Source organism: Streptomyces lomondensis, from assembly GCF_014651035.1.
GTDB classification, from domain to species: domain Bacteria; phylum Actinomycetota; class Actinomycetes; order Streptomycetales; family Streptomycetaceae; genus Streptomyces; species Streptomyces lomondensis.
In genome coordinates, this window is record NZ_BMWC01000002.1 from 762,729 (window position 1) to 789,274 (window position 26,546).

At 70.1% G+C, this 26,546-nt stretch carries 28 protein-coding genes and 1 pseudogene; 12 read left to right on the forward strand and 17 right to left on the reverse strand.

Annotated elements, in window-relative coordinates:
* The first annotated feature begins 102 nt into the window (after nt 1-102).
* From IE255_RS10900 to IE255_RS10920, 5 genes and pseudogenes are all read left to right on the forward strand, one after another.
* Nucleotides 103-756: a hypothetical protein gene (locus IE255_RS10900; protein ID WP_190049958.1), complete on the forward strand. Its 654-nt coding sequence runs from the start codon at nt 103-105 to the stop codon at nt 754-756.
* Complete coding sequence (locus IE255_RS10905; protein WP_190049959.1) at nt 753-1,844, forward strand: hypothetical protein; 1,092 nt, start codon at nt 753-755, stop codon at nt 1,842-1,844. The genes IE255_RS10900 and IE255_RS10905 overlap by 4 nt, the downstream gene beginning before the upstream one ends.
* 23 nt (nt 1,845-1,867) lie before the next feature.
* On the forward strand, nt 1,868-2,413 hold the full coding sequence (locus tag IE255_RS10910) for a DUF4303 domain-containing protein (protein ID WP_190049960.1): 546 nt from the start codon (nt 1,868-1,870) through the stop codon (nt 2,411-2,413).
* Nucleotides 2,414-2,496: 83 nt separating this feature from the next.
* Entirely contained in the window at nt 2,497-3,150 is a 654-nt protein-coding gene (locus IE255_RS10915; RefSeq protein ID WP_190049961.1) for a hypothetical protein, read from the forward strand.
* Nucleotides 3,138-4,204: pseudogene (locus tag IE255_RS10920) on the forward strand (hypothetical protein). The gene IE255_RS10915 and the pseudogene IE255_RS10920 overlap by 13 nt, the downstream one beginning before the upstream one ends.
* A 25-nt stretch (nt 4,205-4,229) precedes the next feature.
* Here the strand turns inward: IE255_RS10920 and IE255_RS10925 are convergent.
* Together IE255_RS10925 and IE255_RS10930 are read right to left on the reverse strand one after the other, a co-directional pair.
* On the reverse strand, nt 4,230-4,868 hold the full coding sequence (locus IE255_RS10925) for a hypothetical protein (RefSeq protein WP_190049962.1): 639 nt from the start codon (nt 4,866-4,868) through the stop codon (nt 4,230-4,232).
* 198 nt (nt 4,869-5,066) lie between these two features.
* Nucleotides 5,067-5,540 carry an SMI1/KNR4 family protein gene (locus IE255_RS10930; RefSeq protein ID WP_190049963.1) on the reverse strand — a complete coding sequence of 158 codons (474 nt, stop codon included), beginning with the start codon at nt 5,538-5,540 and terminating at the stop codon, nt 5,067-5,069.
* Nucleotides 5,541-5,710: 170 nt separating this feature from the next.
* Between IE255_RS10930 and IE255_RS10935 the strand changes: the two genes are divergently transcribed.
* Nucleotides 5,711-6,067 (forward strand): hypothetical protein, encoded by a 357-nt coding sequence (locus IE255_RS10935; protein WP_190049964.1) that lies wholly within the window; start codon nt 5,711-5,713, stop codon nt 6,065-6,067.
* Nucleotides 6,068-6,138: 71 nt separating this feature from the next.
* On the opposite strand, the gene IE255_RS10940 is transcribed toward IE255_RS10935, so the two are convergent.
* The 13 genes from IE255_RS10940 to IE255_RS11000 form a co-directional block, all read right to left on the reverse strand.
* Nucleotides 6,139-6,369: a hypothetical protein gene (locus tag IE255_RS10940; protein WP_190049965.1), complete on the reverse strand. Its 231-nt coding sequence runs from the start codon at nt 6,367-6,369 to the stop codon at nt 6,139-6,141.
* 291 nt (nt 6,370-6,660) lie between these two features.
* Nucleotides 6,661-7,695, reverse strand: a complete 1,035-nt coding sequence (locus tag IE255_RS10945) for a hypothetical protein (protein ID WP_229906354.1) — start codon at nt 7,693-7,695, stop codon at nt 6,661-6,663.
* A 5-nt stretch (nt 7,696-7,700) separates the two neighbouring features.
* The gene (locus tag IE255_RS10950; protein ID WP_190049966.1) at nt 7,701-8,369 is read right to left on the reverse strand and encodes a hypothetical protein; all 669 of its coding nucleotides are present in this window, start codon (nt 8,367-8,369) and stop codon (nt 7,701-7,703) included.
* Nucleotides 8,370-8,441: 72 nt separating this feature from the next.
* The gene (locus tag IE255_RS10955; protein ID WP_190049967.1) at nt 8,442-8,912 is read right to left on the reverse strand and encodes a TadE/TadG family type IV pilus assembly protein; all 471 of its coding nucleotides are present in this window, start codon (nt 8,910-8,912) and stop codon (nt 8,442-8,444) included.
* Nucleotides 8,909-9,337 (reverse strand): TadE/TadG family type IV pilus assembly protein, encoded by a 429-nt coding sequence (locus IE255_RS10960; RefSeq protein ID WP_190049968.1) that lies wholly within the window; start codon nt 9,335-9,337, stop codon nt 8,909-8,911. The genes IE255_RS10955 and IE255_RS10960 overlap by 4 nt, the downstream gene beginning before the upstream one ends.
* Entirely contained in the window at nt 9,338-9,799 is a 462-nt protein-coding gene (locus tag IE255_RS10965; RefSeq protein ID WP_190049969.1) for a TadE family protein, read from the reverse strand.
* Between the two features lie 29 nt (nt 9,800-9,828).
* A complete protein-coding gene (locus IE255_RS10970; RefSeq protein ID WP_031107180.1) occupies nt 9,829-10,080 on the reverse strand; it encodes a hypothetical protein in 252 nt (83 codons plus the stop codon).
* A 55-nt stretch (nt 10,081-10,135) separates the two neighbouring features.
* On the reverse strand, nt 10,136-11,059 hold the full coding sequence (locus IE255_RS10975) for a type II secretion system F family protein (protein WP_190049970.1): 924 nt from the start codon (nt 11,057-11,059) through the stop codon (nt 10,136-10,138).
* Nucleotides 11,056-12,006, reverse strand: a complete 951-nt coding sequence (locus IE255_RS10980) for a type II secretion system F family protein (protein WP_190050118.1) — start codon at nt 12,004-12,006, stop codon at nt 11,056-11,058. Before IE255_RS10980 ends, IE255_RS10975 begins: the two co-directional genes overlap by 4 nt.
* A gap of 46 nt (nt 12,007-12,052) precedes the next feature.
* Nucleotides 12,053-13,360, reverse strand: coding sequence for a TadA family conjugal transfer-associated ATPase (locus tag IE255_RS10985; RefSeq protein ID WP_190049971.1), 1,308 nt, complete (start codon nt 13,358-13,360; stop codon nt 12,053-12,055).
* Nucleotides 13,357-14,250 carry a hypothetical protein gene (locus IE255_RS10990; RefSeq protein ID WP_190049972.1) on the reverse strand — a complete coding sequence of 298 codons (894 nt, stop codon included), beginning with the start codon at nt 14,248-14,250 and terminating at the stop codon, nt 13,357-13,359. Before IE255_RS10990 ends, IE255_RS10985 begins: the two co-directional genes overlap by 4 nt.
* 17 nt (nt 14,251-14,267) lie before the next feature.
* Nucleotides 14,268-14,993 carry a hypothetical protein gene (locus IE255_RS10995; protein WP_190049973.1) on the reverse strand — a complete coding sequence of 242 codons (726 nt, stop codon included), beginning with the start codon at nt 14,991-14,993 and terminating at the stop codon, nt 14,268-14,270.
* A gap of 439 nt (nt 14,994-15,432) precedes the next feature.
* Nucleotides 15,433-15,864 carry an SMI1/KNR4 family protein gene (locus IE255_RS11000; protein WP_190049974.1) on the reverse strand — a complete coding sequence of 144 codons (432 nt, stop codon included), beginning with the start codon at nt 15,862-15,864 and terminating at the stop codon, nt 15,433-15,435.
* Nucleotides 15,865-16,067: 203 nt separating this feature from the next.
* On the opposite strand from IE255_RS11000, the gene IE255_RS11005 reads away from it, so the two are divergent.
* Together IE255_RS11005 and IE255_RS11010 are read left to right on the forward strand one after the other, a co-directional pair.
* Nucleotides 16,068-18,077, forward strand: a complete 2,010-nt coding sequence (locus IE255_RS11005; RefSeq protein ID WP_229906355.1) for a hypothetical protein — start codon at nt 16,068-16,070, stop codon at nt 18,075-18,077.
* Nucleotides 18,067-19,287, forward strand: coding sequence for a hypothetical protein (locus tag IE255_RS11010; protein WP_190049976.1), 1,221 nt, complete (start codon nt 18,067-18,069; stop codon nt 19,285-19,287). The genes IE255_RS11005 and IE255_RS11010 overlap by 11 nt, the downstream gene beginning before the upstream one ends.
* On the opposite strand, the gene IE255_RS11015 is transcribed toward IE255_RS11010, so the two are convergent.
* Together IE255_RS11015 and IE255_RS11020 are read right to left on the reverse strand one after the other, a co-directional pair.
* Nucleotides 19,288-20,466 carry an LCP family protein gene (locus tag IE255_RS11015; protein ID WP_190049977.1) on the reverse strand — a complete coding sequence of 393 codons (1,179 nt, stop codon included), beginning with the start codon at nt 20,464-20,466 and terminating at the stop codon, nt 19,288-19,290.
* 27 nt (nt 20,467-20,493) lie between these two features.
* Entirely contained in the window at nt 20,494-22,524 is a 2,031-nt protein-coding gene (locus IE255_RS11020; protein WP_229906356.1) for a bifunctional polysaccharide deacetylase/glycosyltransferase family 2 protein, read from the reverse strand.
* 314 nt (nt 22,525-22,838) lie between these two features.
* Between IE255_RS11020 and IE255_RS11025 the strand changes: the two genes are divergently transcribed.
* The 4 genes from IE255_RS11025 (at nt 22,839) to IE255_RS11040 (ending at nt 26,197) form a co-directional block, all read left to right on the forward strand.
* Entirely contained in the window at nt 22,839-23,786 is a 948-nt protein-coding gene (locus tag IE255_RS11025; RefSeq protein ID WP_190049978.1) for a hypothetical protein, read from the forward strand.
* A gap of 118 nt (nt 23,787-23,904) precedes the next feature.
* Nucleotides 23,905-24,576, forward strand: a complete 672-nt coding sequence (locus IE255_RS11030; protein WP_190049979.1) for a hypothetical protein — start codon at nt 23,905-23,907, stop codon at nt 24,574-24,576.
* Nucleotides 24,577-24,629: 53 nt separating this feature from the next.
* Nucleotides 24,630-25,658: a hypothetical protein gene (locus IE255_RS11035; RefSeq protein WP_229906357.1), complete on the forward strand. Its 1,029-nt coding sequence runs from the start codon at nt 24,630-24,632 to the stop codon at nt 25,656-25,658.
* A 134-nt stretch (nt 25,659-25,792) separates the two neighbouring features.
* Complete coding sequence (locus IE255_RS11040) at nt 25,793-26,197, forward strand: hypothetical protein (RefSeq protein WP_190049981.1); 405 nt, start codon at nt 25,793-25,795, stop codon at nt 26,195-26,197.
* Nucleotides 26,198-26,546: the final 349 nt, after the last annotated feature.

Genomic DNA, 26,546 nt, shown 5'->3' on the forward strand with positions numbered 1-26,546 from the left:
CTCACCTTCCCCACACAGTCCGCCATGGCCATTCAGGGGAGTGTCACCAGCCCCTGATAGCTTCGTTCTCTGTTGCACACACCGAACTTCGGGGGAGAAACCGTGGCCCGCCGCGCTCTGACCACCACAGCCGCCGCGTTCGCGGCGACGGCAGCCCTTCTGCTCACGGCATGCGGCGGGAGCGGCGACGACGGGTCGTCGGACGACATCAAGGGAGCGGGCACCGGTGCGAGCAGCCCTTCGGCTTCCCCGTCCGCGGTTGCCGGTCGACCCGACGTCAGCCTGCCGAGTGACCTCAAGGTCGAGTTCGACCTCGCGAAGCCGTCCGACACACGCCACGCGGCCGCCCTCGACAGCGCGGAGAGCTACATCCTGGCCCTGAACCACGGCATCACGGCCCAGGACCCGGAGGATCCGGCGTACCGGTTCTACTCACTGGGAAGCGCCTCGAAGTACGCGAAATCGCAGATCCAGGCGTGGGTCGAGGACGGCTGGACGGCGACGGGCACGGACAGCTACTACAAGGGCAGGACCGATGACGTCGGCAGCTCCGGCGGCGTCCTCGTCACGATGTGCCGGGATCAGGGCAAGTTCTACGGCAAGAACGTCAAGACGAAGAAGATCCGGTACACGAAGGAAAGCCTCGACGACTTCCAGGAGTTCCGCCTTTTGATGAAGCCGCCCCAGGGCTCCCAGAAAGTCTGGAAGGTTTTGCAGATCGAGGTGCAGGGGCGAGTGGAGGACTGCCGGCGATGAGGTTCGCGGGAAGCGCTCTGGCCTGGTCCGCCGCACTGACCGCTGCCACCGTGCTGTGGTCCGGAAGCACCGCGTACGCCGCGGGCCCGGAAGACAACACCAACGTGCCGCCGGCCGACGAGCAGAGCGGCGGCGGCACGGACGGCAAGGGCGGTCTGTCGGCATCCGTCTCCAACATCAAGGTCACGTACGTGAGTGGCGGTGACGGCGGCGGCGGCGGGGAAGGAAACCTCGGCACGGTCGACCCCGACTGGAAGCCACCGGCGTGCTGGTACGAACCTGCCTTCAGCCCGGAGCAGTTGAAGAGGTTCGTGGACAGGGACGGTGGTGGTGACGTCGGCATCCACGAGTCCTGGTTCGGCAAGGGCCTGTGGACCGATCACTACCGGGACGGCAAGCCGGCGGACAACTTCGATCTGCACGCGCCGACGAACAGCTCCGCCGAGGGCTACAAGAACTACAACCTCGGTAAGGACGGGTATTTCTGGCGAGGCGTCGCTCCCAATCCCAGCGACCCGGATTCCTGGGACTGCGGCCGCATCATGTTCTGGGTCGACGCGGGCGAGGTCCCGGACGACCCCAACTCGCCCACGCCGCAGACCCTCGCCGAGTACGCCTACAACAAGGTCAAGGTCCCCGACACCAAGGTCGAGCTGAAGCCGGAGGGCAAGTCCACGGTCAACCTGCCCACCTGGGTGTGGCTGGACAAGGGCACCTTCAAGGACATCAAGGTCCGGGCCGAGCTTCCCAACACCGGCCTGTGGGCGGAGACCACGGCCAAGCCGGTCGCCCTGCACCTGGAGCCGGGCACCGAGGACGCCGAAGTCTTCCCCGCCTCCGGCGACTGCCAGATCAACGACGACGGCAGCATCGGCACGCCGTACACCAAGGGCGCCGCCGAGAAGACCCCGCCGTGCGGCATCCGCTACCTCCGCGCCACCGACGGCACGCCGTACCAGCTCTCCGCCAGCGTCACCTGGCAGATCACCTGGGAGGGCTCCGACGGCACCGGCGGCGACCTCCCCGACGGCACCTTCGAGACGACCCAGGACATGAACGTCCAGGAGATCCAGTCGGTCAACCGCTGAGGAGGGCCGTGGAGGACAGGGCCATGGACTGGGAGGCATTCGAAGCCGCGTGGTGCGACAACGGCTGCCGTGCGATCGCTCGTCTGGCCGCCGCGCACCCGGAGGAACGCCTGTACGCCGCCGCGTTCCACCTCTTCTACAGCGACGGCTCGCAGATCCTGCCCCCGGCCCTCGCCGCGAACGCGGAGTCCGCCGTGACGAAGCCGTACGAAGTCTCCACCCGCTTCACGCCTGCCGAATGGCGCTGGGACGTCATCGACGAGGCGAGCGAGGCGATGCGGCCGTGGTACGAACGGCTCACCGCGCTGGCGCAGGCGAGTGGTTCGGAAGCGGAGACCGACGCGCTCGACACCGCGCACGACCGGGCGATCGCCCGGATCTGCCGGAAGATCACGGCGTCCGCGCGCCAAGGACGGGTGCACCCGAACCTGCCGCCGGACTTCGTCGTGGCCGTCCTCGCCGACGAGCGGGGCGACGAGGCTGCCGACCTGCTGCGGGCGAGCGTCGACCCGCGGGTGCTGGCGACGGTCCCGGGGCTGCTCTCGCACGTCGATTCGTACCGGCAGTGAGCCGTGCCCTCGCGGTTGAGCCTCAACGGCAGGGCGGGCTGACACGCAGACGACGATCCGATCCACCACGGAGGAGGACACCAGTGGCCCGCCGCGCTTTGCCCGCTACCACGGCCGTACTCACCGCGACCGCGGCGCTCCTGCTCACCGCCTGCGGCGGGAGCGGCGGCAGTGCTTCTTCGGACGCGATCAAGGGTCCCGGCAAGGGGCAGGGCAGTCCGCCGGCTCCGGCGTCGGCCTCGGCGTCGTCCGGCCCCGAGCGCCCCGAGATCACCATCACCGACAGCTTCCGGCTGACGTTCGAGAACTGGACGAGCAGCGACCGGGGCGAGCAGGCGGTACTCACCGACGCCAGGGAAGAGCTGCGGGCCGGCTACGCGGCGATCATCGAGAACGACCCCGACAGCGAGGCCGTCGCCTTCTACGACACCGAAGGGGTCCTCGGGCAGACCAAGGAGTGGATCAAGTCCTACACGGACAAGAACCTCACCGTCATCGGCAAGCTGCCCGCCTTCGACCCCAAGGTCACCCTCGCCCCGAACGGCAGGGGCGCGTCGCTCAGCTACTGCACGGACGAGACCGACGCGAAGACCAGGAACCGCAAGACCGGAAAGGTCGAGGGGAACCCGGCGGGCACGAACCCCTACGTCCGCTACTCGGTCTCGCTCACGAAGAACGCGCAGGGCGTGTGGCAGAACTCGTCGCTGCACGGTGAGCGAGGGGGATGCTCCAGGTGAGGGGGCGGTACCGGGCGATACCCCTGATCGCCACGTCCCTCGTCGTGGCGCTGCTAGGCTCGACACCCGCCGCCGCGTTCGGCGGCTCGGGCAGCGACGTGCGAGGCGGCAGCGACGACAGCGGCGAACTGACCGCCTCCGCCCAGCACACCCGGATCAAGGTCACGCAGACGAGCGGCCCCACCGGCGGCAAACAGGGCACGCTGTCGTCGGCGGACGTGAACTGGGAGCCGCCGCTGTGCTGGTACGAGCCCGTCTTCACGCCCGAGCAGTTGAAGAATTTCGCGGAGAACGACGGCAGCGGCGACGCCGGTCTGCGTGACGGTGGTACGGATCCGAGCTGTGGACCGACCACTTCAGGGACGGCAAGGACGCGAACACCATCTTCACCGAGCCGTCCACGGTGAAGGGCTACAAGAACTACAACCTCGGCGAGAAGGGCTACTTCTGGCGCGGAGTCGCACCGGACTTCAACGCCCTGGACGACACGTCGATGTGCAGCCGGCTCATGTTCTGGGTCCCCGCGGGCGAGAACCCGGACGTACCGAACGCGCCCACTCCGCAGACCCTCGCCGAGTACGCCTACGACAAGGTCAAGGTCCCCGGCACCGAGATCGAGCTGAAGCCGGAGGCCCGGTCGACGGTCAACCTGCCCACCTGGGTGTGGCTCGACAAGGGCACCTTCAAGGAGGTCAAGGTCCGCGCCGAACTCCCCGGAACGGGCCTGTGGGCGGAGACCACCGCCAAGCCGGTCGCGCTCCACCTGGACCCGGGCACCGAGGACGCCGAGGTCTTCCCCGCCTCCGGCGACTGCCAGATCAACGACGACGGCTCCATCGGCACCCCGTACACCAAGGGCGCCGCCGACAAGACCCCGCCCTGCGGAATCCGCTACCTCCGCGCGACGGACGGCACGCCGTACCAGCTCTCCGCCAGCGTCACCTGGAAGATCACCTGGCGGGGCTCCGACGGCACCGGCGGCGACCTCCCCGACGGCACCTTCGAAACCACTCAGGACATGAACGTCCAGGAGATCCAGTCGGTCAACCGCTGATGCGGTGACGCACGGAGGCGAAGGGTCAGGCGCGCGTCATCAGGGCTTCGAGCGCCTGGTCGTAGGCACGGAACCCCGCTTTGCCGTGCTCCGGTGTGCCCGCGTCGGGACGGAGGATGCCCGGCAGGTGGGCGACTCGCCACGCCCTGAAGACGAGCGGTGGGGCGCTCCTGCCGGTCCCGTCCGCGATCTCGCACGCGATCCCCAGGGCCTCGGCGACCATGGCCGCTTTCCGCCGGACGTCCGGGACGTCCCCTTCCGCCGCGATGGCCGAAGTGACCAGGGCCTGCAGAAGATACGTCAGTTGCAGGTCGGCAGCCATGTGACACATGCGGCGGACGGCGTCCGGCCGTTCCAGGTCCTCCAGCCGGGACGGGATCCCCTCGATCGCCCCCGACCAGAGCAGCAGGGCCGGGGCCGTCACCTCGTGGTCCCGCAGATAGCCGAGCTCATCGGCGATGGCCATCGTGGAGTCGGAGAATCCACCGATGCCGCGGATGAGCTCCAGTACCCGGCCGATCTCGTCACGCCGCCGGATCACCAACTCCCCGACGGAGGCCGTACCGAGGCTCCATGTACCGGTCGCGGACACCGCACCGACCTCGACGACGCCTCCGAGCGGCCCGAAGACCTCGCGCGCCAGCACGCTTTCCGGGACGGGCACAACCTGACCTTTCACTAACTCCGTGCGACCGACGGCACCTTCGAGACCGCTCAGGACATGAACGTCCAGGAGATCCAGTCGGTCAACCGCTGCCCCACGAAGATAGTCCGGCCGCCACTGGCCCGCCGGAAACGCCATGTGAGATTTGCCGTGTCTGCCTGCCCGCCTCGGATCGAGCAGGCAGGCCCGAAGCAGCACCTACCCGGCGCACTGCAGCTCCTGCTCGAGGAGCGACAGATACGCAGCAAGTCCGGGGGCGACAACCTCACACGGGATCGATCCCTCGGTGTATACGCCGTCTTCGACACGCGCAGGCGGAAGCCGGTACACGGTCGACTCGTCCGAAGTGCTCAAGGCGAAGAGAGCGCCTCCCCCATCAGACCCGAAAACCACGACGGAGTCCTCACGCGAGCCCACGATCCGTGTCGGGAGGTCTCCCCGCATCCCTCCCAGCGTCTGGTCGACCGGGTGCACGAAGAACCCTGAACCCACGTCCGGGAGGCTGACCCGGTCCACGTGCCGATAGAAGGTGATCAGTTCCTGGGGCAGGTCGTCCAGGCTCGAGGACTCTCCCGACTCGGACGTCGAAGCGGGTACCACACAGTTGTCGTCGGGCGGGTAGCCGAATGTGGACTGGAACCGTTCCATGAAGGTGGAGGTGAGCGTCTGCATACGACTCAGCCACTCCTCGGTCAACTCACCAGTAATAGTCACGGAACCCCTTCCATGAGTCCGCCGAGGTGAGGTCACGTGAACTTACAAGGCACAGTCGTTCGACGGGAAGATCGGCCCGGGGTACGGTGCCGGTGGGACCAGAGCCTCGGACGTTGGGGGACTGCCGTATGGGCAAGGGCAAGAGCGACCTCGCGCTCCCGCTGACCGAGTTGGAGAGCTACGGGCGCCGGCTGCGTTCCATCAAGACCCGGCTGAATCACACCAAGAAGCTCTTCGACTCCTACAAGGACGACATCGGCGACGGCAGCGTCAATGACGCGCTCGGTGATTTCGAGTCCAACTGGGAGGACGGGCGTGAGGACATCACGCAGCAGCTCGATGCGCTGGCGAGTATGTCCGATGCCGTGGTGCGCGAGTTCAAGAAACTCGACGACGAACTCGCCAAGCAGGTGAACGACGCCATGAAGACCGAGGACAAGCGGGGCGGAAAGGGCGGTAAAGGGGACGGCGGGGGCGGTAAGTAAGCCGCCGACCGGCATACCGGCATACGGAAAGGCCCCGGATCGGAGATCCGGGGCCTTTCGCGTGCGTTTCGTCAGGAAGCGACGGCGGCGTTGAGGTGCAGGTCCGCCGCGACGCCCTGGGGCGAGACGGCGAGGCCCAGGCCACCGCCGACACCGGCGTTGAGGCCGGCAGCCGACGTCTCGACGTAGACGCCGGCTGCGGCGCCGGCACCCGCGGCGACGCCGCCCGCCTGGCCGCCGGCAATGGTGTCCAGCTCGGCGTCGGACATCTGGGCGGTCTCGATCTGCGGGGTGAAGGCCATGAGGGGTGGTTCCCTTCGTTTCAAAAATTCGAAGTGCTGGAGCGCGACTGATCAAAGCACGTCGGGAGAAGGGTCGGCCAGTCAGCGGATATGGACGCGCGGTGACTTTCGCCCGCCCAATTCATGACTGTGACCATTCGGTCATCGAAAGGTCCCTCACCTTCACATGTCCCACCGATCCGGCGGACGGAATCACGCCGCCCGCCCCTGGAGGTGAGCGGGGCTCGTTTTCTACCCGCGTTCCCTACGACCTGTCGGTGAACGGTGTGCAGATCCGTGGGAGTTTCGGGATCAGCGGTTCACCGACTGGATCTCCCGCACCGCCACGTCCTGGGTCGTACCGAATGTGCCGTCGGGGAGGTCACCGCCGTCGCCGTCCGTGCTGGTCCAGCTGATCTTCCAGGTGACCGTGGCCCGCAGTGAGTAGGGGCCGTCGGAGCCCGTCGCGCGCTGGTAGCTCACGCCGCAGGGCGGTGTCCGGTCGGCCTTGCCCTTCGCGTACGGTTCGCCGATGCTGCCGTCGTCGTTGATCGCGCAGTTGCCGGAAGCGGGGTAGGTCTGGGCGTCGGCCGTGCCCGGCTCGATGTGCAGGGAGACCGGCTCCGCCGTGGTGGTCGCCGACAGGCCCGTGCCGGGCAGGCTCGCCGTCACCGACAGCTTCTTGAACCTGGCCTTGTCGAGCCAGACCCAGGTGGGGAGGTTGACGGTCGACCTGCCCGCCGGGGCCATCTCGATCTCCGTGCCGGGGACGGGGAGTTCGTCGTAGGCGTACTCGGCGAGAACCTGCGGGGAGACGGCCAGGGGCTCGTTCGGGGGTTGGCCCTCGTCGACCCAGAAGGGCGGCTTGTCGCAGGACATGGCTTCGGGGTCGTCCTTGCGGTTGGGGTTCACTGCCGCAGCCCAGAACATTCCCTCGCCCTGCTTGTCGAGGTTGTAGTTCTTGTAGGGGTGCCCGTTCTTGTACCGCTGGTCCAGCATCTCACCGATGATGTCGCCGATACCGTCGAGGAACGCGATGCCGTCCATGCCCCGCCACGCCTTCACCGTGGCCTGGATCTCCTTGGGCGAGAACGCCGGTTCGTACCAGCAGGCCGGGGGCGTCCAGTTGCTGTCGGCCGAGGACAGTGAGCCGGTCCTGGCAGTACTGCGAGCTCCGTTGACCGTCGTCCGCACCTTGGTCTGGACGGTGATGTTCCGCCCCTTCGTACCGCCCTGCGCGTCGCCCAGGCTGGCCCCGTCGCCCGTTTTGCTTCCGGCCTGGGCCATCGACGGCACGAGAGCCAACGGGAGGGCGAGCAGGGTGGCGATCCGCACTCGCGAACGCATGGGGATCAAGGCCGGCACCGCTCCGCTCCTCGCTCGGACGACACCTTGACGGTCTGCCAGACTCCCTGGGCGTTCTTCTCCATGCGCGCGTTGTAGGAGACGTAGTCGTCCGCGTCACCGGGCGTCCTCTTGACCTGCTTGGTCTTGCGGTCCTTGCTGTAGGACTTCGTCTCGTCGCCGCAGTACGTCACCGTGGCGGACGTGGTGCCGTTCAGCGTGACGTCCCGGTCGTAGTAGCGCGTGACGCCGGCCCACGAGGTGCCGGAGTCGTAGAAGGACTTGATGTACGTCGCGGCAGCGAGCAGCGCGTCGCCCTTGCTGTAGAACTTCAGGGCCGGGTGCTTCCCGGCGTCGACGGTGATGGCCTCGTCGATCGAGTTGATCATCCGCTCGTTGTCCGCGAGCACGGCGTCCTTGGCCTCGTCGCCGGTCGTGCCGCCCTCGAAGACGTTCTCGACGTCGGACGGCAGCTTGATCTCCGGCCGCTCAATGCCATCACCCGCGGCCGACTCCGACGGCGCCGCCGACCCCGGCCCCGTGTCGGCCCCCGCGATCTCGTCGCTGGTCTTCGAGTCCGAGCCGCCGGAACTGTCCGAGCCGCCGCAGCCCGTCAGCAGCAGCGCCACCGCCGCGGTCAGGGCGGTGGCGGCCGCCGTGGTCGTGCGTGTGCGCATGGGGTTGTACCTCCAGTGGGGGGAATCGTGCTCAGCGGAGCCGCGAGGGGCGGGGAACGAGGACGGCGGGCCTCAGCCGACCTCGTTCTGCGCCACCGCCTGTCCGTGGACCACCACGTCACCGCCGTAGAACATCCCGGTGAAGACCGGGGAGTACGTGAGCTGCACCTCGACCTCCACCTGCTCGGCGTCCGCCGCCACGCAGTGGGTCGCCGCGATGTCCGCGCCCGTCATGTCCATCTCGCGGGCGAAGGCCTTCACGCGGGCGTTGCAGTTCTCGAAGTTGATCGGCGCCGGGCCGCCCTCGTTCTCGTAGAGGGCATCGCGGTCGATGTCCTGCGCGGCGTAACGGGCGGCCTGTTCGGCGATGTCGGCGGCGCGCTCCCGCTTGGAGATGGACAGGCCGCCGTCGATGACGAACGCCGACAGGGAGAGGAAGACCAGGGCGAAGATGATGACCGCTCCGGCGCCCGAGCCCCGGTCGTCCAGATGGGCGCGACGGGCGGCCCAGCCCGACCGCCGGTCCAGCCGCAGGTGTCTCACGCCGACCTCCGGAACGGGTCGAGCGGGGAGCTGAAGCTGGCCGACAGGGTCGTCGGGATGTCGAGGCCGAGCATGGCGAGGCCCCGCACCTGGCAGCTCACCTCGACCGTGAAGATGGTGTCCGGCTCGAAGCCCTGGCTCGTCTGGACGACCGACACCGGGCCCGAGCAGACGTCCGCCAGGTTCGCCTCCGCGGCCTTCTTGGCCTCGGCCATGGCCAGGGCGTGGTTCTTCTGGATCGAGCCCGCGCGGGCCGCGTCCCGGGCCGCCCCGTCGAGTGCTCCCCGGCCGTCCACGAGCTGGCCGAAGGCCACCAGGACGAGGATGAAAAGGATCATCACCGGTGCGAGGATCACGACTTCCACCGTGGACAGGCCCCGGTCGTCCCCCGGCCGGCGGCTCTTGAGCGAAGGAGAGACGGTCATTCAGTTCCCTTCCTCCTGTACGAACCGCTCCACCGGCCCGGCCGACTGCGCGTGCACCGTCAGATCCAGCCCGGGAAACACCGTGGGCACCCTCGCCGCGATCTCCACGCCCACCGTGTTCGGCTCCGGCTGGAGCATCGTCACGTCCGGGGACAGCACCAGCTGCGGGCCCAGCTGGCGGATGTAGCTGTCGACCACGTCCCGTGCCTCGCCCCGCCACGCGCCCGGCTGTTCGTCGGCCGTGGCGCGCGCCTTGCGCGCTCCGGCCTGGGCCGCCGCCTGGGCCACGTGGTCCGCGAAGAAGTACAGGGCGAACTGCACCGTCGCGAAGATCATGAAGAAGAGGACCGGGGTGAGCAGCACGAACTCGATCGCGGTCATGCCTGAGTCGCCGCGGGCGGCCGCGCGTCTGCGTGCGGTCTCCACCCTGCGACGTACTCGTCTGCTCACGTCTGCCGGCATCCCCGTGAACCCCGTTGCCCCTGAGAAGATCAGCAGGTCTTGCCCGCGTCGGCGCCCTTGATGCAGTCGCCCACCTTGTTGGCGCCCTCGCTCAGCGCGGCGTTGATGATGGCGGCCACGACACCGACGATCGCCACGACGACCGCCGAGATGATGACCCACTCGACCGCGGAGGCACCGCGGTCCAGTTCACCGGAGCGGGCGCGCTCGGTGCGGGCCTGGAGGAAGGTGACGAGGAAGTCCACGGCGGGGATGCCGGTGTGGAAGGTGCGTCCGTTCATGACGTCTTGTCCTTTCGAGATCCGTTCGGGGAGGTTCTTCAGTCGGTAGGCCGGCTCACTGCACCTGGAACACCCGCATCGCCGCCGGAAAGATCAGGAACACCAGGAACCCGGCGCACAGCAGCAGCTGCGCCACGAGCATCGACTGGGACTTCTCGCCCGCGCTGCCCTCGATCTCGGCGAGTTCGCGGTGCCGCATGGTCTCGGCGCGGGAGGCGAGGGACTCGCGCACCTTGGCGCCGTCGTCCGCGACCAGGGCGAGGGAGGCGGAGAGGTCCTTGAGCTCCTCGACGCCGATCTCCTCACCGAGCTGGCCGAGCGCCTGCCACTGGCTGAGGCCGGTGATACGGGCGTCGGAGAGGGCGTTCTTGATGCGCTGGCTGGCCCAGCCGTCGGACACCTCGGCCGCCGCCATCAAGGCCTCCGGCAGACCGCGTCCGCCGGCCAGGCTCATCGACACCAGGTCGAGGTACGCCCCGATCACGCGCCGCAGGTCGCGCCGCTTCTCGGCCGCGTCCCGCCGTACCTCCAGGTCGGGCAGGAAGAAGAAGACCACCGCGCACAGCAGCGCCAGCCAGACCGGGATGATCGGGCTCCTGCCGAAGCCCAGCGTGTAGACGATGGCGAACAGGAACGGGCCGAAGAACAGGCCCGCCACGCCCAGCAGCACCTTCGTCGCCAGGAACTTCTCCCAGCTGCGGTCCAGCACGGCCAGGTCCGCGCGCAGCGAGCGCTGCTCCCAGCCCTGCTGGAGGTAGAACTCGGAGACGCGGATGCCGACTTCGGCCCGCAGCGAGCCGAAGCGCCCGGTGTCCCGCTCGGTGCGCGCCGACTCGTACGCCGAGCCGCGGGCCCGCATCGCGTCGATCCGCGCGACCTGGGAGATCGCGCTCCGCTTGCCGGGCATGAGGGCGCGGACGAGGGCGTAGATGCCCAGGCCGATGACGGCGCCGACGACGAGCGGCATCGTGAGGTTCACCGGCGTACCCCCTCTTCCTGCGGCAGCTGCTGCTGGGGCTGCTGCGACGGCGTCCTGGGACGGACGAACTGGACGGCTGCCTCGTCACGGACCAGGAAGCGTTCGGGCGTCTCGATGGTGGACAGCTTGCGCAGCCACCAGAAGCCCAGCGCGAACAGGCCGCAGACACAGGCCAGGACGAGCTGGCCGACGGCCGTGCCGTACGGCTCCACGAAGTCGCGGTTGAAGATCGACAGGCCGAGGACGAAGGCGATGGAGACCGCGACGACGATCTGCACCGAGCGGCGGGTCGAGGCGCGCTGCGCCATCACGCGCTGGCGCATGTCGACCTCCTCGCGGGCCGACTTGGCCAGGGCGCCCAGCACCTGGCGCAGACCGGGGCCGCGCAGCCGGGCGTTGAGGATCAGGGCCGCGACGATGATGTCGGCGGAGGCGTCGTCGATCTCGTCGGCGAGGTGCTGGAGCGCCTCGGGCAGCGGGGTGCGGGCGCGCAGGCGGTCGACGAGGGCGTCGAGGTGGGGCCGCAGGACGGGGGCGGCGGCGCGGGCGGAGGCCGGGATGGCCTGCTCCAGGCCGACGGCGCCGGCGATGGTGTCGCGCAGGGACTCCGTCCAGGAGGCCAGGGCCTCCACGCGGCGCATGGCGGCCCGTTCCTCGCCGGCGCCGCCGAACAGGCGGTCCCAGAAGAAGACGAGGACGCCGGCCGCGATGCCCGCGACGGCCCAGCGGGTGAGGACGAGGACGACCAGGCCGACGATGGCGGCGAGCGAGCCGCGCTGACCGGCGAAGCGGATGAGTTCGCTCGCCCGCTGGGCGGCCTTCTGCTTCTCGTGGTCGGGCTTGGCGGGCAGTCCGCGGACGGCGACGAGCAGGAGGGCGAGGCCGCCGCCGACGGCGACGCCGCTGCCGATCGAGTACAGGACGGTGGTGGAGAACAGGCCGCCCATGGTGCCGAGCGAGCCGAGTGCGGCGAGAGTGGTGGTCATCGCCGGCTCACCCCCAGGTCCCGGACGGCCGGTAGCCGTGTGCCATCAGTTCCTCCAGGCAGGCTATGGGGGCGTGCGGCACGACCCGGCCGTCGGGGGCCTCCGCGAACACCTCGCTGGACAGGACGCGCCCGTCGACGCCGTTGACCTCGCGCACGGAGGTGACCATGCGCTGGAGGCGGCCGCCGTTGCCGAAGTTGTTGCGCCGCTGGATGAAGACGACGAAGTTCACCGCGCCCGCGATCAGCATCTGGCTGGCCTCGATGGGCAGCCGCTCGGAGGCCTGCAACGCGTACGTGGAAATACGGTTGAACACCTCGCTGGAGCTGTTGGCGTGGATCGTGGACAGCGAACCGTCGTTGCCCTGGGACATCGCGTTGAGCATCGTGACGATCTCGTCGCCGAGGACCTCGCCGACGATGACCCGGGAGGGGTTCATACGCAGCGACCGGCGCACCAGCTCCGCCATCGAGATGGCGCCCTGGCCCTCGGAGTTGGGCAGCCGCTCCTCGAAGGCGACGACGTTGGGGTGCAGGTCGGGGAAGGTGTCGAGGCCGAGCTCCAGGGCCCGTTCGACGGTGATGAGGCGCTCGTGCGGCGGGATCTCGTTGGCGAGGGCGCGCAGCAGCGTGGTCTTACCGGCGTTGGTGGCGCCGGCGATCATGATGTTCTTGCGGGCGCGGACCGCGCAGGCCAGGAAGTGGGCGACCTCGGGGGTGAGCGTGCCGTTGCCGACGAGGTCGGAGATGAACACCTTGCCCATGCGGGCGCGGCGGATGGACAGCGCCGGGCGCCGCGCCACGTCCATGACGGCAGACAGTCGCGAACCGTCGGGCAGGCGCAGGTCGAGCTGCGGGTTGGCCGAGTCGAAGGGGCGGGAGGACAGGCCCGAGTAGGCGCCGAGGACCTGGATGAGCTCGATGAGCTCCTCGTCGGTCTCGGCGACCGGGTCGCCCTTCTCCTCGCGCCCGTCGGCGTATCCGACGAAGACCTGGTCGCAGCCGTTGATGTCGATGTTCTCGACCTCGGGGTTGTCCAGCAGCGGCTGGAGCCGGCCGACGCCGAACAGGGCGGCGTGCACGGCGGCCGCGTACTGCTCCTCGGTCTCGGCGTCCAGCGGCGTACGGCCCGCGTTGATCTCGGCGCGGGCGTACTCCTCCAGGATCTGGGCTATGACGGCACGGGCGTACTGCCGCTCGTCCTCCGTGGACATCGGAGTGACGTTGTTGAGCTGGTCCTGTCGGCGCTGCTCGGCGATGCGGTCGCCGGCGTCCTGGCGGAACCGCTTGACCAACTGGTGGTCGACAGCGGTCATGCGCCGGCCCCCGCGTGGCCCTGCATCTGGCCAGGGTGGCTGTGCTGCGTGTGGTGGGGCTGCTGGGCCTGGTTCGCCTGGGCGGAGGCGGCCCAGGCGGCGCCGTACTGCTGGTAGAGGTCGGCGGCGACCTTGCGGGCCGAGCGGATCAGCAGCGACTTGTCGAGACGGCCGCGCTTGCGGCCGGCCAGCTGGTCGGCGCCGGCCGGGTCGTCGGCGATGGTGCCGACCACGCGGGCGCCGGTCTGGGCGTGCACGAGCATGTCGTTGACCTGCGAGGCGAGCTTGCCCGCGGTGGCCGTGTCGGCGATCAGGACGACGCCGATCATGGGCATGGCGAGGCTGGCGGCGCCGCGCGGTCCGCCGTGCAGCTTCCCGGCGAGGGCGGCGGCACGGTCGCGGACCCGCGCGAGGGCCTCCGGCTCGGTGCGCGAGATGAGCAGCACCAGCGAGGCGTGCGGGAACAGTTCGACGGCAGGGGTGTCCCCGCTGACGCGTCCGCAGTCGGCGATGACGTCGGCGGCGGCGTGCGGGGAGTCGGCGAGGGCGGCGAAGGCGTGCCCGAGGGTGGGCCACAGGCCCGCGAGCCCGGCGGCCTGCTCGGCGATACCGAGCCCGACGAGCACCTCCAGTCCCCCGCTCAGCGGCTGTACGTGGTCCCAGAGCTGGTCGGGGACGAGGCCGCGGCGCGCGGTCGCGGCGATGGACAGCATGCCGGTGTTGGGGTTGAGCGGTCCGCCGTGCGCGGCGGCACTGCGGTAGACGAGGTCACCGCCCGCCGGGTCCGCCTCGGCGAGCAGGACGCGCCGCGGCCAGACCGCCGCGAGGGCGACGGCCGCGGTGGTGACGCCGGGGGAACCCTTGTCGGCGGCGAGAGCGATGAGCGCCATGGGGTGGGTGCCGCCTTCTAATTGCCGGGGACGTGCACGATGGCGACCTCGCCCGCGGCCGCCGCGGTGGCGAGCGCGGCCGCGTCGGCCTGGTCGACGAGGAGGGTGAGCGAGAGGTTGCCCGTGCTCACGGTGGCGTCGTCGTCCGCCGCGACGGTGTTCACGCGCGCGTTGTCGACGAGGCCGCCGCCGGCGGACGAGGTGCCGCTCGACGAGCCGGAGCTGTCGCCGGAGCTGTTCGAGCCGGCGCTGCTGGTGCCGACGCGGTAGGCGGAGACGAGGTCACCGGGCTTGATGTCCGAGGGGTACTGGCCCTCCTTGAGGGCGAGGCCCACGGAGGCCTTGCCGGCGGGGAGGCTGGCCTTCTTGGCGAACATCTGGCCCATCACGACCGTGTCCGGGTAGATCGTGGTCTTGGCCTTGAGCGTCTTGAGCGTGCTCAGCTGCGACCACTTGACGTAGTTGATGCCGGCGTCGTCGGCGACCATCACGGAGGTCACGTTGTCACCGACGGACTCCCCGGCCTGGATCTCCTTCGTCACCTTGACGACCTCGATCCGGTCACCGGCCTGGAGCACGAGCATCGTCGCGCCCAGCGCGCCCACCAGGATGAGCAGCACGGCGAGGGCGGCCAGTGCCGGTTTGCGCTCGCGAGGCGGTGTGGGAAGCCGGTCACCGACCGACGGCTGAGCCGGAGTGGCGGAACGACCGGCGCCCGCCCCCGTACGCTCTTGGATCTTCACGCAACCGCTCCCCGTACACCCAAGAATATATCTGTCAAATTGCTTTCAAAGTCGGACACTTCACCCGCGTCCACCCGCACGGAGATGTGCGGGACGGGCCGGACGTACCCGCCCGACCTGGGCGAATAGCCAGCACTGGGGGTGAGTGTCAAGCCATCGCACCGTATCAGCCGCACATAAGCCCCTCAAGGCGCGTCCTGCCTCCTGGACCTCAGGTTGCGGGCTGTTATCCATCTGCAACGTCATAAGGGCTCAGCCCCGTCGTGAACAGAGCCGGAACGGGACGCCCCCTGTGCGCCAGCGAATCGGCACCCACCCCAACCGCCCCGCGCGACGGGCTTGTTCGTCACCTGTCGGCCATCATGCCTGCACGATTCACTCACGAAGCCGGAAGGGGAGCGCCGGACGGCCCCGCCTCGTACCGCGCACGTCCAGGCCGTCACCGGTACCAGTCCTCTCCCCCGCTGCCCAACGCCTGCCGGACATAGACGGACAGGTCGGTGGCCACGAGAGTGCGCTCGTCCGTCTCGTGGTCCCAGACGTACACGCCCGCATCCCCGGTGTCCTGTACGAAGGCGAACTGGTCGCCCCCACCGTTGTCGCCGAAGAACAGCAGTGGTTCGAACGGCCGGTGGAGCGAGCGGAGGCCGGGGTCGGTGCGGAAGGTGAGGTTGTCGTTCAGGATGCGCTCGGCGGGCCAGACGACATCCTCGCCGTAGGGGCCCTCGATCCCGTCGGTCTCCAGCAGGAGGGAGCGCAGGGCCGGCGGCAAGGGCTGGCCGAGGGACTCCTCGATGCGGTGGAGGACGGCACGGGGTGCCGGTGGGCGCAAGGCCCCCGTCCGCAACTCGTCGACCATGTCACGCCACATTCCGGCCTCCTCGTCATCGGCCCTCCGCCGCCCCGACAGCCACGACCCCACCACAACCAGGCGATCTATAGCACTCGCGAACCCCCGAGTAGAGTGCCGCGCGGACAGCGAGCGGACCGCGGGGGGGCTCAACGGTGAGAACAGTCACGGCAAATGGGGCATACGCAGGACCTATAGCGGCAGGGAGCAGCGGGTGGCTGCGCGTGCTCCGTCTGGTTCTGGCCCTCTGCTCGCTGACGGCGGTCTTCGCAACCGCCACCCCGGCCCGGGCGGCGGACGCCCCCGCTCCCACCCAGGCCGCCTACCTCGCCGAGCGGCTGCGGGAGAACCCGGTCTACGTCAGCGACCAGCTCCCCCGCGCCGTACCGCGGTCCACGGCACCCGACTTCGCGCGGCTCGCGAAGAGGACCGGCGTGCCGACCTACGTGCTGGTCCTCCCGCTCGAAAGCGTCAGGCAGGGCAAGGAGCTGCTCGGCGCGGTGCACGACCGGCTGGGCCGGGACGGGTTGTACGTGCTGGTCGACGACAGTTCGGTGACGGACGCCGCGGCCTACGGCGTGCGCGCTCCGGCCGACGACGCCTGGACGGCCCAGCTGTACGAACTGCCGTATGACGCGGGCCCGTTGCTGAGCTTCGAGCGGTTCGCGGACGTCATCGCCCAGGGCCCCGAGAAGGCCTCGGCCCGCGCCGAGGCGGCTCGGGAGAAGTACGAGGGCGACGAGCCCGCCGCGATGTACATCGGCCAGGCCGACCGCCGCAACCAGTCGTTCCTCACGGGCGTCCTGCTCACCAGCGTCCCCCTGCTGATCCTGCTGACGGCGGCGTACGTGCGGCGTCTGCGCCGCCGCCGGTACTCCGGGTCCGCCAAGAGCGCCACCGCCCGTGCCGGGCGCCGGATACCCGCCGGTGTCGCCGTGGTCACCGCCGCGCTGATCGCCGCCGTCGCGGTCGCCCTCACCGCCCTCGCCGTCTTCGACCAGACCAGGTCGAGCGCGACGGAGCCGCCCACCCCCGCCGAGCTGTCCGCCCGGGTCGAACGCGTCGCGGCGGGCCTGAAGCAGGACCCCGTCTACGCCGACCCGGAGAGCCCGCGGGTGCTCGACGCGCGCCAACTGGACCGGCTGCACGACCGGATCCGGGACTTCCGGCGCTCCGACGGCGGCGGGCCGGTGTACGTCTCGCTCGTGCCGCAGACGCACGAGAGCGAGGCGGCCGGCGACGCGGAGCTGTTCGCCGCGGCGGTGCGGGCCAAGGTGGGCGAGGACGGGGTGTACGTCGTCGCCGATCCGGGCGACGGCACGATCGACGTCTACAACCACGGCCTGCGCCTGGACGCCAACCACCTCGCCCTGGACCTGCCGGAGTCCATCGAGCTCGGCGACAGCAGGGCGGACGACGCCGACGACCACCTCCTCGGCGAGCGCCTCGACGCGCTGATGACCTTCCTCGACGAGACCCCGCGCACGGACCGCCCCACCGAGGGCTTCACACCCGCCCCGGCGCCGAGTTCCGCGGAGGAGACCGCTCTTCCCCCGCTGTTCGCGACCGACTTCTGGCCGGGTCTGGCCGTGGGCGTCTTCGCGGCTCTCCTGCTGTCCGCCGTCCTGGCCGGAGTGACGGCGCTCGTGCTGCGCCGGCGGCGGCCGGCACCGGTGCCGGCCCACCTCCTGCCCCTCACGGCACCCACGGAGCCGTCGGCGTCCTACCTCCGGCGTACCGCGTACACCGAGATCAGCGCCCTCGCACGGGAGTTCACCCAGTCCGGCGAGCGCAGCCCCCGCGCCGGGGACTGCCTCGACGCGGCACTGCTCCTGGTCGACGGCGACCCCGACCGCGCCCGGAAACCGGGGCTGGATCCCGCGACCCTGGTCGCCGTCATCGCGCTCGCCCGAGCGGGCCGTGCCGCGCTCGCCGGCGAGAAGGCCGACCTGTGCTGCGGCGTCAACCCTCTGCACGGGCCCGGCGTCAGCCTGCATCACGTCCGCGTCGCCACCGAGGGCAACAGCCGGCGCCTGCTCCCCGTCTGCGAGTACTGCCGCAACACGGCCATCGCCGATCCCCGCGGCGTTCCGGCCCTGCTGATGAGGCTGCCGGCCTCGTCCGGCGGCGGCCGCGTGCCGTACTACGAGGCGACCGACGGCCCGCTGGCCGCCGTACCCAAGGGCATCGCCCGGCTCATCGACAGGGTGAGGGAGACCGCGGGTGTCCACTGACGTCAGGCGCGTGCTCGCCACCCTCGCGGCGCTGCTGCTCGCGGCGCTCGGCACGACCACCGCCCGGGCGGCGGACGGCGACGGCCCGAGCGCCGGGCAGCGCATCGCCGAGGCGTTGCGCACCTCGCCCGTCTACGTCGACGAGGCGTACGCCGATGCCGTACCGCCGTCCCGGCAACGGCAGTTGGCGGACCGGATCCGCCGCACGGGCCTGCCCATCAAGGTCGTCCTCACCCCGCTCACCAAGGGCGACGCCTTCGACGGCGACTCGGCCGTGCTGGCGGAGACGGTCCGCGACCGGCTCCCGGAGCAGCGCGAGCTCATCCTCATCACGACGGACGGCGCCTTCCCGGACTCCCTCCAGGGCTACGAGTGGCCCGCCCCCACCCACCAGGCCCGGGACGCCGTGGCCGCCGCCGGCTTCCTGGACGAGATGCGGCACGCGGGGCTGGCGGACCTGACGGCGAAGGCCGTGGATCTGGTGGCGGAGGGCAAGGGCACGCAGCGGTACGAGGAGGCGACGAAGGACCCGGGCGGCCCGGCATCGCCCGAGGCACAGGCTCCCACGTCCGGTTCCGGCGGATCGGGCCGGTGGCTCTGGCCGCTGATCGCCGTATCCGCCCTGGCCCTGACCGCACTCGCGATCCGCGCCCTGGCCCGTTCCCGCTCACGCCATCCGGCCGTTCCCCAGCTGGTGTTCGCGACGGCCCGCGCGGCCGACGAGGCGGAGCTGCGGCGCCGGGCGGAGGCGGAGGTGCTGGCCCTGGGCGAGGCGACCCAGGCCGCCGACGTCGCCACGACACCCGGCCTCCAGCACGCCCTCGACGCCTACGCCGCCGCCGGCCGGGTCCTCGACAAGGCCCGGGGCCTGCCGGACCTGGCGGGCGTGCTGGCTCTGGCGCTGGAGGGCCGCGACGCCCTCGCAGACACCCCCGGCCTCCCCCTCTGCTTCTTCAACCCCCTGCACGGCCGCGCCGCCCGCCGCACCGGCTGGCGCCCGCTCGGCCGCCGGGACCGGCTGGATGTGGCGGTGTGCCAGGAGTGCGGGGACGCGCTGCGGGACCGCCGCGCCCCGGAGGTGCTCACCGACACGGCCGCGGACGGCCGTACCGTCCCCTACTTCGAGCTCCCGGCCGGGCGGAGCGTCTGGGCGGCGACCGGGTACGGCTCGCTGATGCCGCCGTCGGAAGGGCTCGGCAGGGCGCGTTGATCAGCCGGGCGGCCGGTCCTCCCGCAGGGCCGCGAACAGGGCCCGGGCCCGCCGGTCGTCCCACTTCACCGCGCTGCCCTTGGACGTCCGCAGGTCCGGGTCGGCCACCGGCACGTTGAGCTGCCGGCCCCCGCCGGACGCGGCCTTGCGCAGGGCCTCGAACAGCGACATCAGGTCGGGCAGTTCCGTCTCCTCGTCCACGATGAGCGTGTCGAGGCCGGCGCGCAGGGTCGGGAAGGACCTGGAGGGGTCGGCGAGGGTGGACGGGGTGGCCGCCTTGCGGGCGAGGGCGGCGAGGAACTTCTGCTGGTTGCGGGTGCGGCCCAGGTCCCCCTGCGCCTCCTGCTTGCGCTGCCGTACGAAGGCCAGCGCCTCGGCGCCGTCGAGGGTCTGGCAGCCCGCGGGCAGATCGGCGCCGGAGTCCTTGTCGCGCACGGGCTTGTCCAGGCACAGGTCCACGCCGCCGACGGCGTCCACCACGTCCACGAAGCCGGCGAAGCCGATCTCCGCGTAGTGGTCGATGTGCACGCCCGTGTTGCGTTCCACGGTCCGCACCAGCAGGTCGGGACCGCCCAGCGAGAACGCCGCGTTGAGTTTGTCCGGCGCGGCCCGGTAGCTCCGGCCCGTGTCGGGGTCGACGTAGGGCGGGAGGGTCACCCAGGAGTCGCGCGGCAGGCTGAGCATCGTGGTGCCGCCCGCTCCGGTGTGCAGCAGGATCACCGAGTCGGTGCGGCGGCCCTCGGCCGAGCCGGTGTTCAGCTCCTTCCTCTCCCGCTCGGTCAGGCCCTCCCGGCTGTCGGAGCCCACGACCAGGTAGTTGGTGCCCTCGCCGCGCGGCACCCGGCCGGAGAGCGTGCCGAGGTCGACCTGCTGGTTGAGCCGGGTGTCGGCCCAGACGTACGTACTGGCACCGGCGAGCAGCAGGACGGACGACAGCACGGCCGCGCCGCGCAGGAACCGGCGGCCCTTGCCGGCGCGGCGCCGCGGGTTCCTGCTGCCGCCCCGCCGCCCACGCTCGTGGACGCTGCCGTCGTAGCGGCCGGGCGCGGCCGGCGAGGGCATGCCGGGCAGGGGCGCCGTGCGGGTCGACGGCGGTGGTGCCAGGAGGGACCGGGGCGGGACGCCTCTCGGGTCCTGCCCCGCCTGGTGGTCTCCCGGAGGGTCGGTCCAGTCGTTCATCGGCCCTTCCCGCTGGCTCAGTGGGGGTCAAGGCATGGGCACGCTCCTATACGGAACGGGCCCGCCGATCTGTTCAGCGGCCGTCCCGGAGCGCTTCATCCGCTGCCACCTCAGCCGGCTGCCGAACAGCAGCGCGACCAGCGACTGGATGACGACGAGATACATCAACTGCCGGTAGACGAGGATCTGGAACGGCATCGACCACAGGGCCCGGACCGGCTCGCCGTCGAGTCTCAGCGCGTAGCCGGAGCAGACGATCTGCACGCCGAGGAAGGCGAACCAGACGCCGGCCGACTCCAGCGGGTCGCGGAACAGCACCCCGTACAGGGCGTAGACGTCGATGACGGGCGCGAGCAGCGGCAGCGCGACCTGGAAGAGCGCGAGATACGTCAGCCCCCGCCGCCCGAACCGCCCGGCGGGGCCGGTCCCGACCAGCGCCCCGCGATGCTTCCACATCGCCTGCAACGTGCCGTAACACCACCGGTACCGCTGCCGCCACAACTGCCGGAGCGTGGTGGGCACTTCGGTCCAGGCGACGGCGGACTCCTCGTACAGCACCCGCCAGCCGGCCCGCCACAGGGCCATCGTCAGGTCGGTGTCCTCGGCGAGGGTGTCCTCGCTGACCCCGCCGACGCCGATCACCGCGTCCCGCCGGAAGGCCCCGATGGCGCCCGGGACGGTCGGCATGCACTCCAGCACCTCGAACATGCGCCGGTCGAGGTTGAACCCGAAGACGTACTCCAGGTGCTGCCAACGGGCCAGCAGACTGCGCCGGTTGCCGACCTTGGTGTTACCGCTGACGGCCCCGACAGCCGGGTGCGCGAGCGGCTGAACGATCCGCTCGATGGCATCGGGCTCGAAGACGGTGTCGGCGTCGACCATCACGACGATGTCGTACCGCGCCCGGGCGAGCCCGGTGTTGAGGGCGGCGGCCTTGCCGGAGTTGGCCTGCCGTACGACTTCGACCCGCGGATCCCCCATGTTCTCGGCGATGTCGGCGGTCCGGTCGCTCGACCCGTCGTCGATCACGATGACCTGGAGCTGCCGGTGGGTGGAGCCGAGCAGCGACCGCAGGGTCGACCCGATCCCGGCCTCCTCGTTGTACGCCGGGACGAGCACGGTCACCGGCCCGGACGTCTCCCGCATCCAGGGCGCCCCGGTGCGGAACCGCTCCAGCCGCCGCACATGGGCCCGGGCGAAGAGCGCGAGCAGCAACAGCCGCAGCACGCCCAGCCCGCCGGCGACGCCGAGGACCCAGATCATCGCGGTGGAGAAGGCCTGCCCGAGGCGCGTGACCTGGATCAGCCCTGCCCCCAGCCACCGTTCGACCACGGACGGGGAGCTGTACGGAACGAGCCCGAGCCCCTCGGACACGGTGGTGAACCGATCGACGCTCCTGCTCTTCAACAGCCGCCGCGCCTCCAGATAGGCGCTCTCCGTCTGGCTGAGCTGCCGGACGATTCCCTGCGCGGGCCTGCGCGCCCCCCTGTCGGCGGCGACCAGCACATATCCGTACCCGGTGGCCCGCCGCGCCGCCTGCCACTCGCGGCCGCACAGGGTGTCGGGGGTGGTGGTCCGCGGCATCCGCAGCAGATTGGTACGCACTCCGGCGGCGCCGGCCAGTGCGCTCTGGGTCAGTTCGAGCTCGGACCGGAAGCGGGGCGCGGACGACTCGCCCAGCACGGCCCCGGTGTACGTGTTCGACCCGATCTCATGCCCCTCGGCACGGATGCGCCGGATCAGCTCCGGGTGGCGCGCGGCCTGGGCCCCGTGCACGAAGAAGGTCGCGCGTGCCCGATTGCGGCGCAGCAGATCCAGCAGCCGCGGGGTCCACACCGGGTCGGGCCCCCCGTCGAAGGTGAGCGCCACGGTCCGGGCGGGCATGGACCCGGTCCGGATCCCGTCCCGGTTGATCCCGATCACGGGCCCGCCCTTCGCGACGGCCTCCGGCACGGGCGAGACACAGGGCGTCCGCGCCTTCGCGGCGTCGACCTCGTGCTGGGTCCAGCCCTCGAAGATCAGCAGGGCGAAGACGAGGGGGAGGGTGAGGGCGAGCAACAGCCAGTGGGCCCGGGGGTCTCGGGACTGTTTGTGGCGGGCTCTGGCCTGGCGGGGTGGGGTGTGGGGGGATGCGGGGCTGGTCAGGGGGCGACACCGCCCCCGGGCTCCGACCACGTGCCGGCTCCCGGGTCCTGCGCATGCCGTCTTCTCCACGAGCCCCGCTCGTACCGACCGGACGGAACGGACGTCGTACTCGCTTGCGGGCTAAGGGAGTTACGCATGAGGCGCGAGTGTAGTTTCGGAACTCCGGCCGCAGGGCCGGAACGGCAAGCTTCACAGGTGAGCGGGACAGCGGGAGAGGGAGGGGCGGGGTGACTCCGACCACGGTGACGGGCGGGTCGGCGCGGGAGACACCACCACGTCGGGCCAAGGCGGCGCGCATCGCGGCGGGCACGACGGCGGGGGTCGCTTCCCTGGTCCTGGCCCTGCTCCTGACGACGACTCCCGAACGCTTCGGCCTCTCCCCCTCCCCCCAACTCTTCGAACGGGTCCGGGCCGAGGACCGCGCCTCCGACGCCTTCATCTTCGTCTGGGCCCTGATCGCCCTCCCCGTCGCGGGAGTGCTCCACACTCCCCCGGCGCTGGCCAGGCGCGCCCGGATCGGCGCGGGCTGGGCGCTGATCGCCGGGTACTGGCTGTACGTCGCACTGATGGCGCTGGTGGCGTGGCAGGTGCGGGAGTTCTTCCCCGGGCCGGACGCTCCCGGCAAGAACGGAGGCCTGTTCGGTGCGGCGATCCTGATGGTGATCGGCACGCCGCTGTTCGCCGTCGGCTCGGGCGGGGTGTTCCGTACGCCAGGAGGCGAGGGCGCGCGGATCCGCGACCACCTCACCGCGGTCACGGTGCTCTGCTGCACTTTCATCGGCCTGGTCACGGGCCTGATGTCCGGTTATCACTTCGCCTTCCCGCGGGACGGCTACCCGGCCATGTTCCTGCCGGGCGGCATCCTCTGGGGCCTCCTGGCGGGCGCCGCCCTGGGCATGCGCGTCGGCGCCCTGCTCACGAACTCGCCGGACAGCCGCCGCAGGATGACCGACGACGCGGGGTCCTTCGCCCGCACATCGACGGCCGTGCTGGCCTGCTGCCTCTGCGTGTCCCAACTGGGCTGGCTGCTCCCCGGCTGGGCGGTGGCCCTGATCGGCCTGCCGGCTCCATACGTGCTGTTCGTGGTGGCGGGGCGTTATGAGGAGACGGTGGGGCGGTGGGTGCGGTACCGGCAGATCGAGCTGCCGAAGGGGGCGCTGTGGGCACCGCGGTAGTGCCCTATAAGATCCCGGCTTGGCCTTGCCCACTCGGAAGTTCGCTCTGGTGAAACCGAAAACCTCACCGGTACCGTCAGTGCCCTCACTGAACTTCTGTCTCTCACGGGGAGCCACTGTGAAGCGCCGCCCATTGCCCGTTGCTGCCGCGTTGGCGACAACGGCAGTACTGCTGTTGACGGCCTGCGGCAGCGGGGATGACAAGTCCGGCGACAACGACAAGATCGCCGGCGCCGACCAGGGAGCGGAGACGCCGAAGGAGTCGGCATCACCCTCAGGAGTGCCGGCAGGGGACAAGCCGGACGGCGTGGACGTGTCCCTGCCGAAGGACATGGACCTGGTCTTCGACTGGAACAAGCCGAAGGACAAGAACGAGGCGGCTGCGATGCAGGACGCGGCGAACTTCGTCCGGGCCATCTATCGAGGCGTCGACAAACGCACGACCAAGGATGCCTCCTTGGTCGCCTACTCGACAGGCGATGGGACGAGGTACGCGAAGACGCAGATCGAAGCCCGGCTAGAAGGCGGCTGGACGGCATACGGCACACGGCGCCATTACCAGGCCACCACCCGGTCCGCACCGAACGGCAACTCGGTGGAGGTTGCGTTCTGTGTGGATTCGAGCAAGTTCTACTCCAAAGAGGTCAAGACCGGAAAGGTCCTGAAGGGCGCCCCCAGCATCACGGACTTCGACTACTTCAAGATCATCATGGTCAAGCTCCCCACGGGAGATGGTCTGTGGCAGGCGTCCAAGGTGTACGTCGAGGCCAAGGCGGCGAAGTGCCAGTGAACAGATCACTGCGTCTAGCCCTCAGCACAGGTGCAGCTGCCCTGGGGCTGACCATGGGCGTACTCGCCCTCGCGGAACCGGCCTACGCGGGAGAAGAGCCGGCCAATACCCAGGGTGCCAACACAGAACAGTCGGGCGGCGGCAACGGCACCGGCATCTACGCCGCCGCCCGCATCCAGTACTCCGGATCCGTCGCCAAGGGCGGCGGCACCGGAAACGTGACGTCCTCCGACGTCAACTGGACGCCTCCGCCCTGCTGGTACGCCCCCTACCTCGGCGCCAAGGACTTCAAGAAGAAGATGTCCAAGGACCTCGAGAGTCAGCTCAACACCCCCGGCATGGGCGGACACGCGGGCGCGGCCCTGAGCGAGATGCAGCGCCACTACGAGGACGAGTACGGCTGGACCGACACCCCCGGCTACAAGGACTACAACGTCGACAAGGACGGCGAGGGAATGTTCTGGGCCGCTGTCGAGAACCCTAATGAGCCGGACCTTCTCAAGCGGACCTCGTGTAACGACCTCCCCTTCTGGGTCGAGAACGGCGAGGCGCCGCCGCCCCAGTACGAAGAGGCCATCACCCCGGAGATCCTCGCCGCTCTCGCCTACCAGCACATGGAGCTCCCCGACACCGAGGTCACCCTCGCCCCTGAGGCCAACACCAAGGTGAACCTGCCGACCTGGGCCTGGCTCGACAAGGCCGTCTTCGACGAGGTCCAGGCGACGGCGGCCCTCAACGTCCCCGGCTTCAACATCCAGGCCACCACCACCGCCAAGCCGGTGTCCCTCAAGCTGGAACCGGGCACCGAGGACGCCGAGACCTACCCGGCCTCCGGAGAGTGCACCATCAACGCCGACGACTCCATCGGCGAGCCCTACGCCAAGGGCAAGGCCGACGAGACACCGCCATGCGGAATCAAGTACCTCCGCTCCTCCGGCAACGGCACCTTCAAACTCCAGGCCACCATCACCTGGGACATCGCCTGGACCGGCACCGGCGGCGCGGGCGGCGACCTGCCGAACGGCACCTTCGGCAACGCCCAGGCCGTCACCGTCCAGGAGATCCAGTCCGTCAACAGGTGACGGGCCGAGAAGCAGACAGAAAGCGCGGAAGGCTCGGCCAAACCCCAACGCCGTAAGTCAGCCGCCCCTTCACGGCAGTACGAGCGGCATCCGGGCAAGCGGGGTACGAGCGCCAACTCGAGGGAGTGGAGATAGTGGCGACAATCCCGGCGGAAAGCTCACAGGAATCGCGGGCCATGAAATTCCTTGCCGCGTGCACACTGGTACCGATTCTCTGTTTCGCCTTTCAGGACCTCGGCAGCAAGTACGGAGGAATGGACTGGCTCACCAAAGATTACGCGGCATGGCCGTTGATGATTGCGCCTGTACTGATGCTGGTCCTGTTCCTCAGGAGCCGAGAACTCATCCGCAACCCGCGGATGGGTTCCAACTTCTCCCAGACGATCAAGATCGTTGCCGCCATGTACCTGTTCTTGAACATCATCGTGGCCATCGGCTACAGCCGGCTGGCCGTGATTTCGGTGCTCTCCTCCCTGACGATCCTGGTGGCCGACCGACAGCTCAAGAAGCATGCCCGCGGCCACCTCCCGTCGAGGTGACCGCTCCCCGCGGCTACGAACTCGACCTGCCACCCGGCTGGGTCCGCATCCCCCTTTCACCCCGAGTAGCAGACGGGCGACGGCAAGGCCCCAGCACCAGCCAACGAGGCAGCGGTGACAAGACTCTGGGCGATGGACGCACCTTCATATCGGCAGACGCTGCGTGCGCTTGACCGAGTCAGGACACCGCACTAGTGAATCGAGACGCTTCAGTTCATGGCCCCGGACGGCGCACACTGCGGTATCCGGAGCCACCGCCTGCTTGGGCACGATCAGGACACATCCAGCCCCCGAGAGCCCTTTACACCCCGGATTGCCCCCGTTCTCGCGGAAGTTCGCTCTGGCGAAA

What these genes read in the sequence shown, in the direction of transcription:
- IE255_RS10905 (WP_190049959.1), top strand. Translation starts at nt 753, where the DNA reads ATGAGGTTCGCGGGAAGCGCTCTGGCCTGGTCCGCCGCACTGACCGCT.
- IE255_RS10910 (WP_190049960.1), top strand. Translation starts at nt 1,868, where the DNA reads ATGGACTGGGAGGCATTCGAAGCCGCGTGGTGCGACAACGGCTGCCGT.
- IE255_RS10930 (WP_190049963.1), bottom strand. Translation starts at nt 5,540, where the DNA reads ATGCAGACGCTCACCTCCACCTTCATGGAACGGTTCCAGTCCACATTC.
- IE255_RS10935 (WP_190049964.1), top strand. Translation starts at nt 5,711, where the DNA reads ATGGGCAAGGGCAAGAGCGACCTCGCGCTCCCGCTGACCGAGTTGGAG.
- IE255_RS10940 (WP_190049965.1), bottom strand. Translation starts at nt 6,369, where the DNA reads ATGGCCTTCACCCCGCAGATCGAGACCGCCCAGATGTCCGACGCCGAG.
- IE255_RS10945 (WP_229906354.1), bottom strand. Translation starts at nt 7,695, where the DNA reads ATGCGTTCGCGAGTGCGGATCGCCACCCTGCTCGCCCTCCCGTTGGCT.
- IE255_RS10950 (WP_190049966.1), bottom strand. Translation starts at nt 8,369, where the DNA reads ATGCGCACACGCACGACCACGGCGGCCGCCACCGCCCTGACCGCGGCG.
- IE255_RS10960 (WP_190049968.1), bottom strand. Translation starts at nt 9,337, where the DNA reads ATGACCGTCTCTCCTTCGCTCAAGAGCCGCCGGCCGGGGGACGACCGG.
- IE255_RS10965 (WP_190049969.1), bottom strand. Translation starts at nt 9,799, where the DNA reads ATGCCGGCAGACGTGAGCAGACGAGTACGTCGCAGGGTGGAGACCGCA.
- IE255_RS10970 (WP_031107180.1), bottom strand. Translation starts at nt 10,080, where the DNA reads ATGAACGGACGCACCTTCCACACCGGCATCCCCGCCGTGGACTTCCTC.
- IE255_RS10980 (WP_190050118.1), bottom strand. Translation starts at nt 12,006, where the DNA reads ATGGGCGGCCTGTTCTCCACCACCGTCCTGTACTCGATCGGCAGCGGC.
- IE255_RS10985 (WP_190049971.1), bottom strand. Translation starts at nt 13,360, where the DNA reads ATGACCGCTGTCGACCACCAGTTGGTCAAGCGGTTCCGCCAGGACGCC.
- IE255_RS10990 (WP_190049972.1), bottom strand. Translation starts at nt 14,250, where the DNA reads ATGGCGCTCATCGCTCTCGCCGCCGACAAGGGTTCCCCCGGCGTCACC.
- IE255_RS11000 (WP_190049974.1), bottom strand. Translation starts at nt 15,864, where the DNA reads ATGTGGCGTGACATGGTCGACGAGTTGCGGACGGGGGCCTTGCGCCCA.
- IE255_RS11015 (WP_190049977.1), bottom strand. Translation starts at nt 20,466, where the DNA reads ATGAACGACTGGACCGACCCTCCGGGAGACCACCAGGCGGGGCAGGAC.
- IE255_RS11035 (WP_229906357.1), top strand. Translation starts at nt 24,630, where the DNA reads ATGGGCGTACTCGCCCTCGCGGAACCGGCCTACGCGGGAGAAGAGCCG.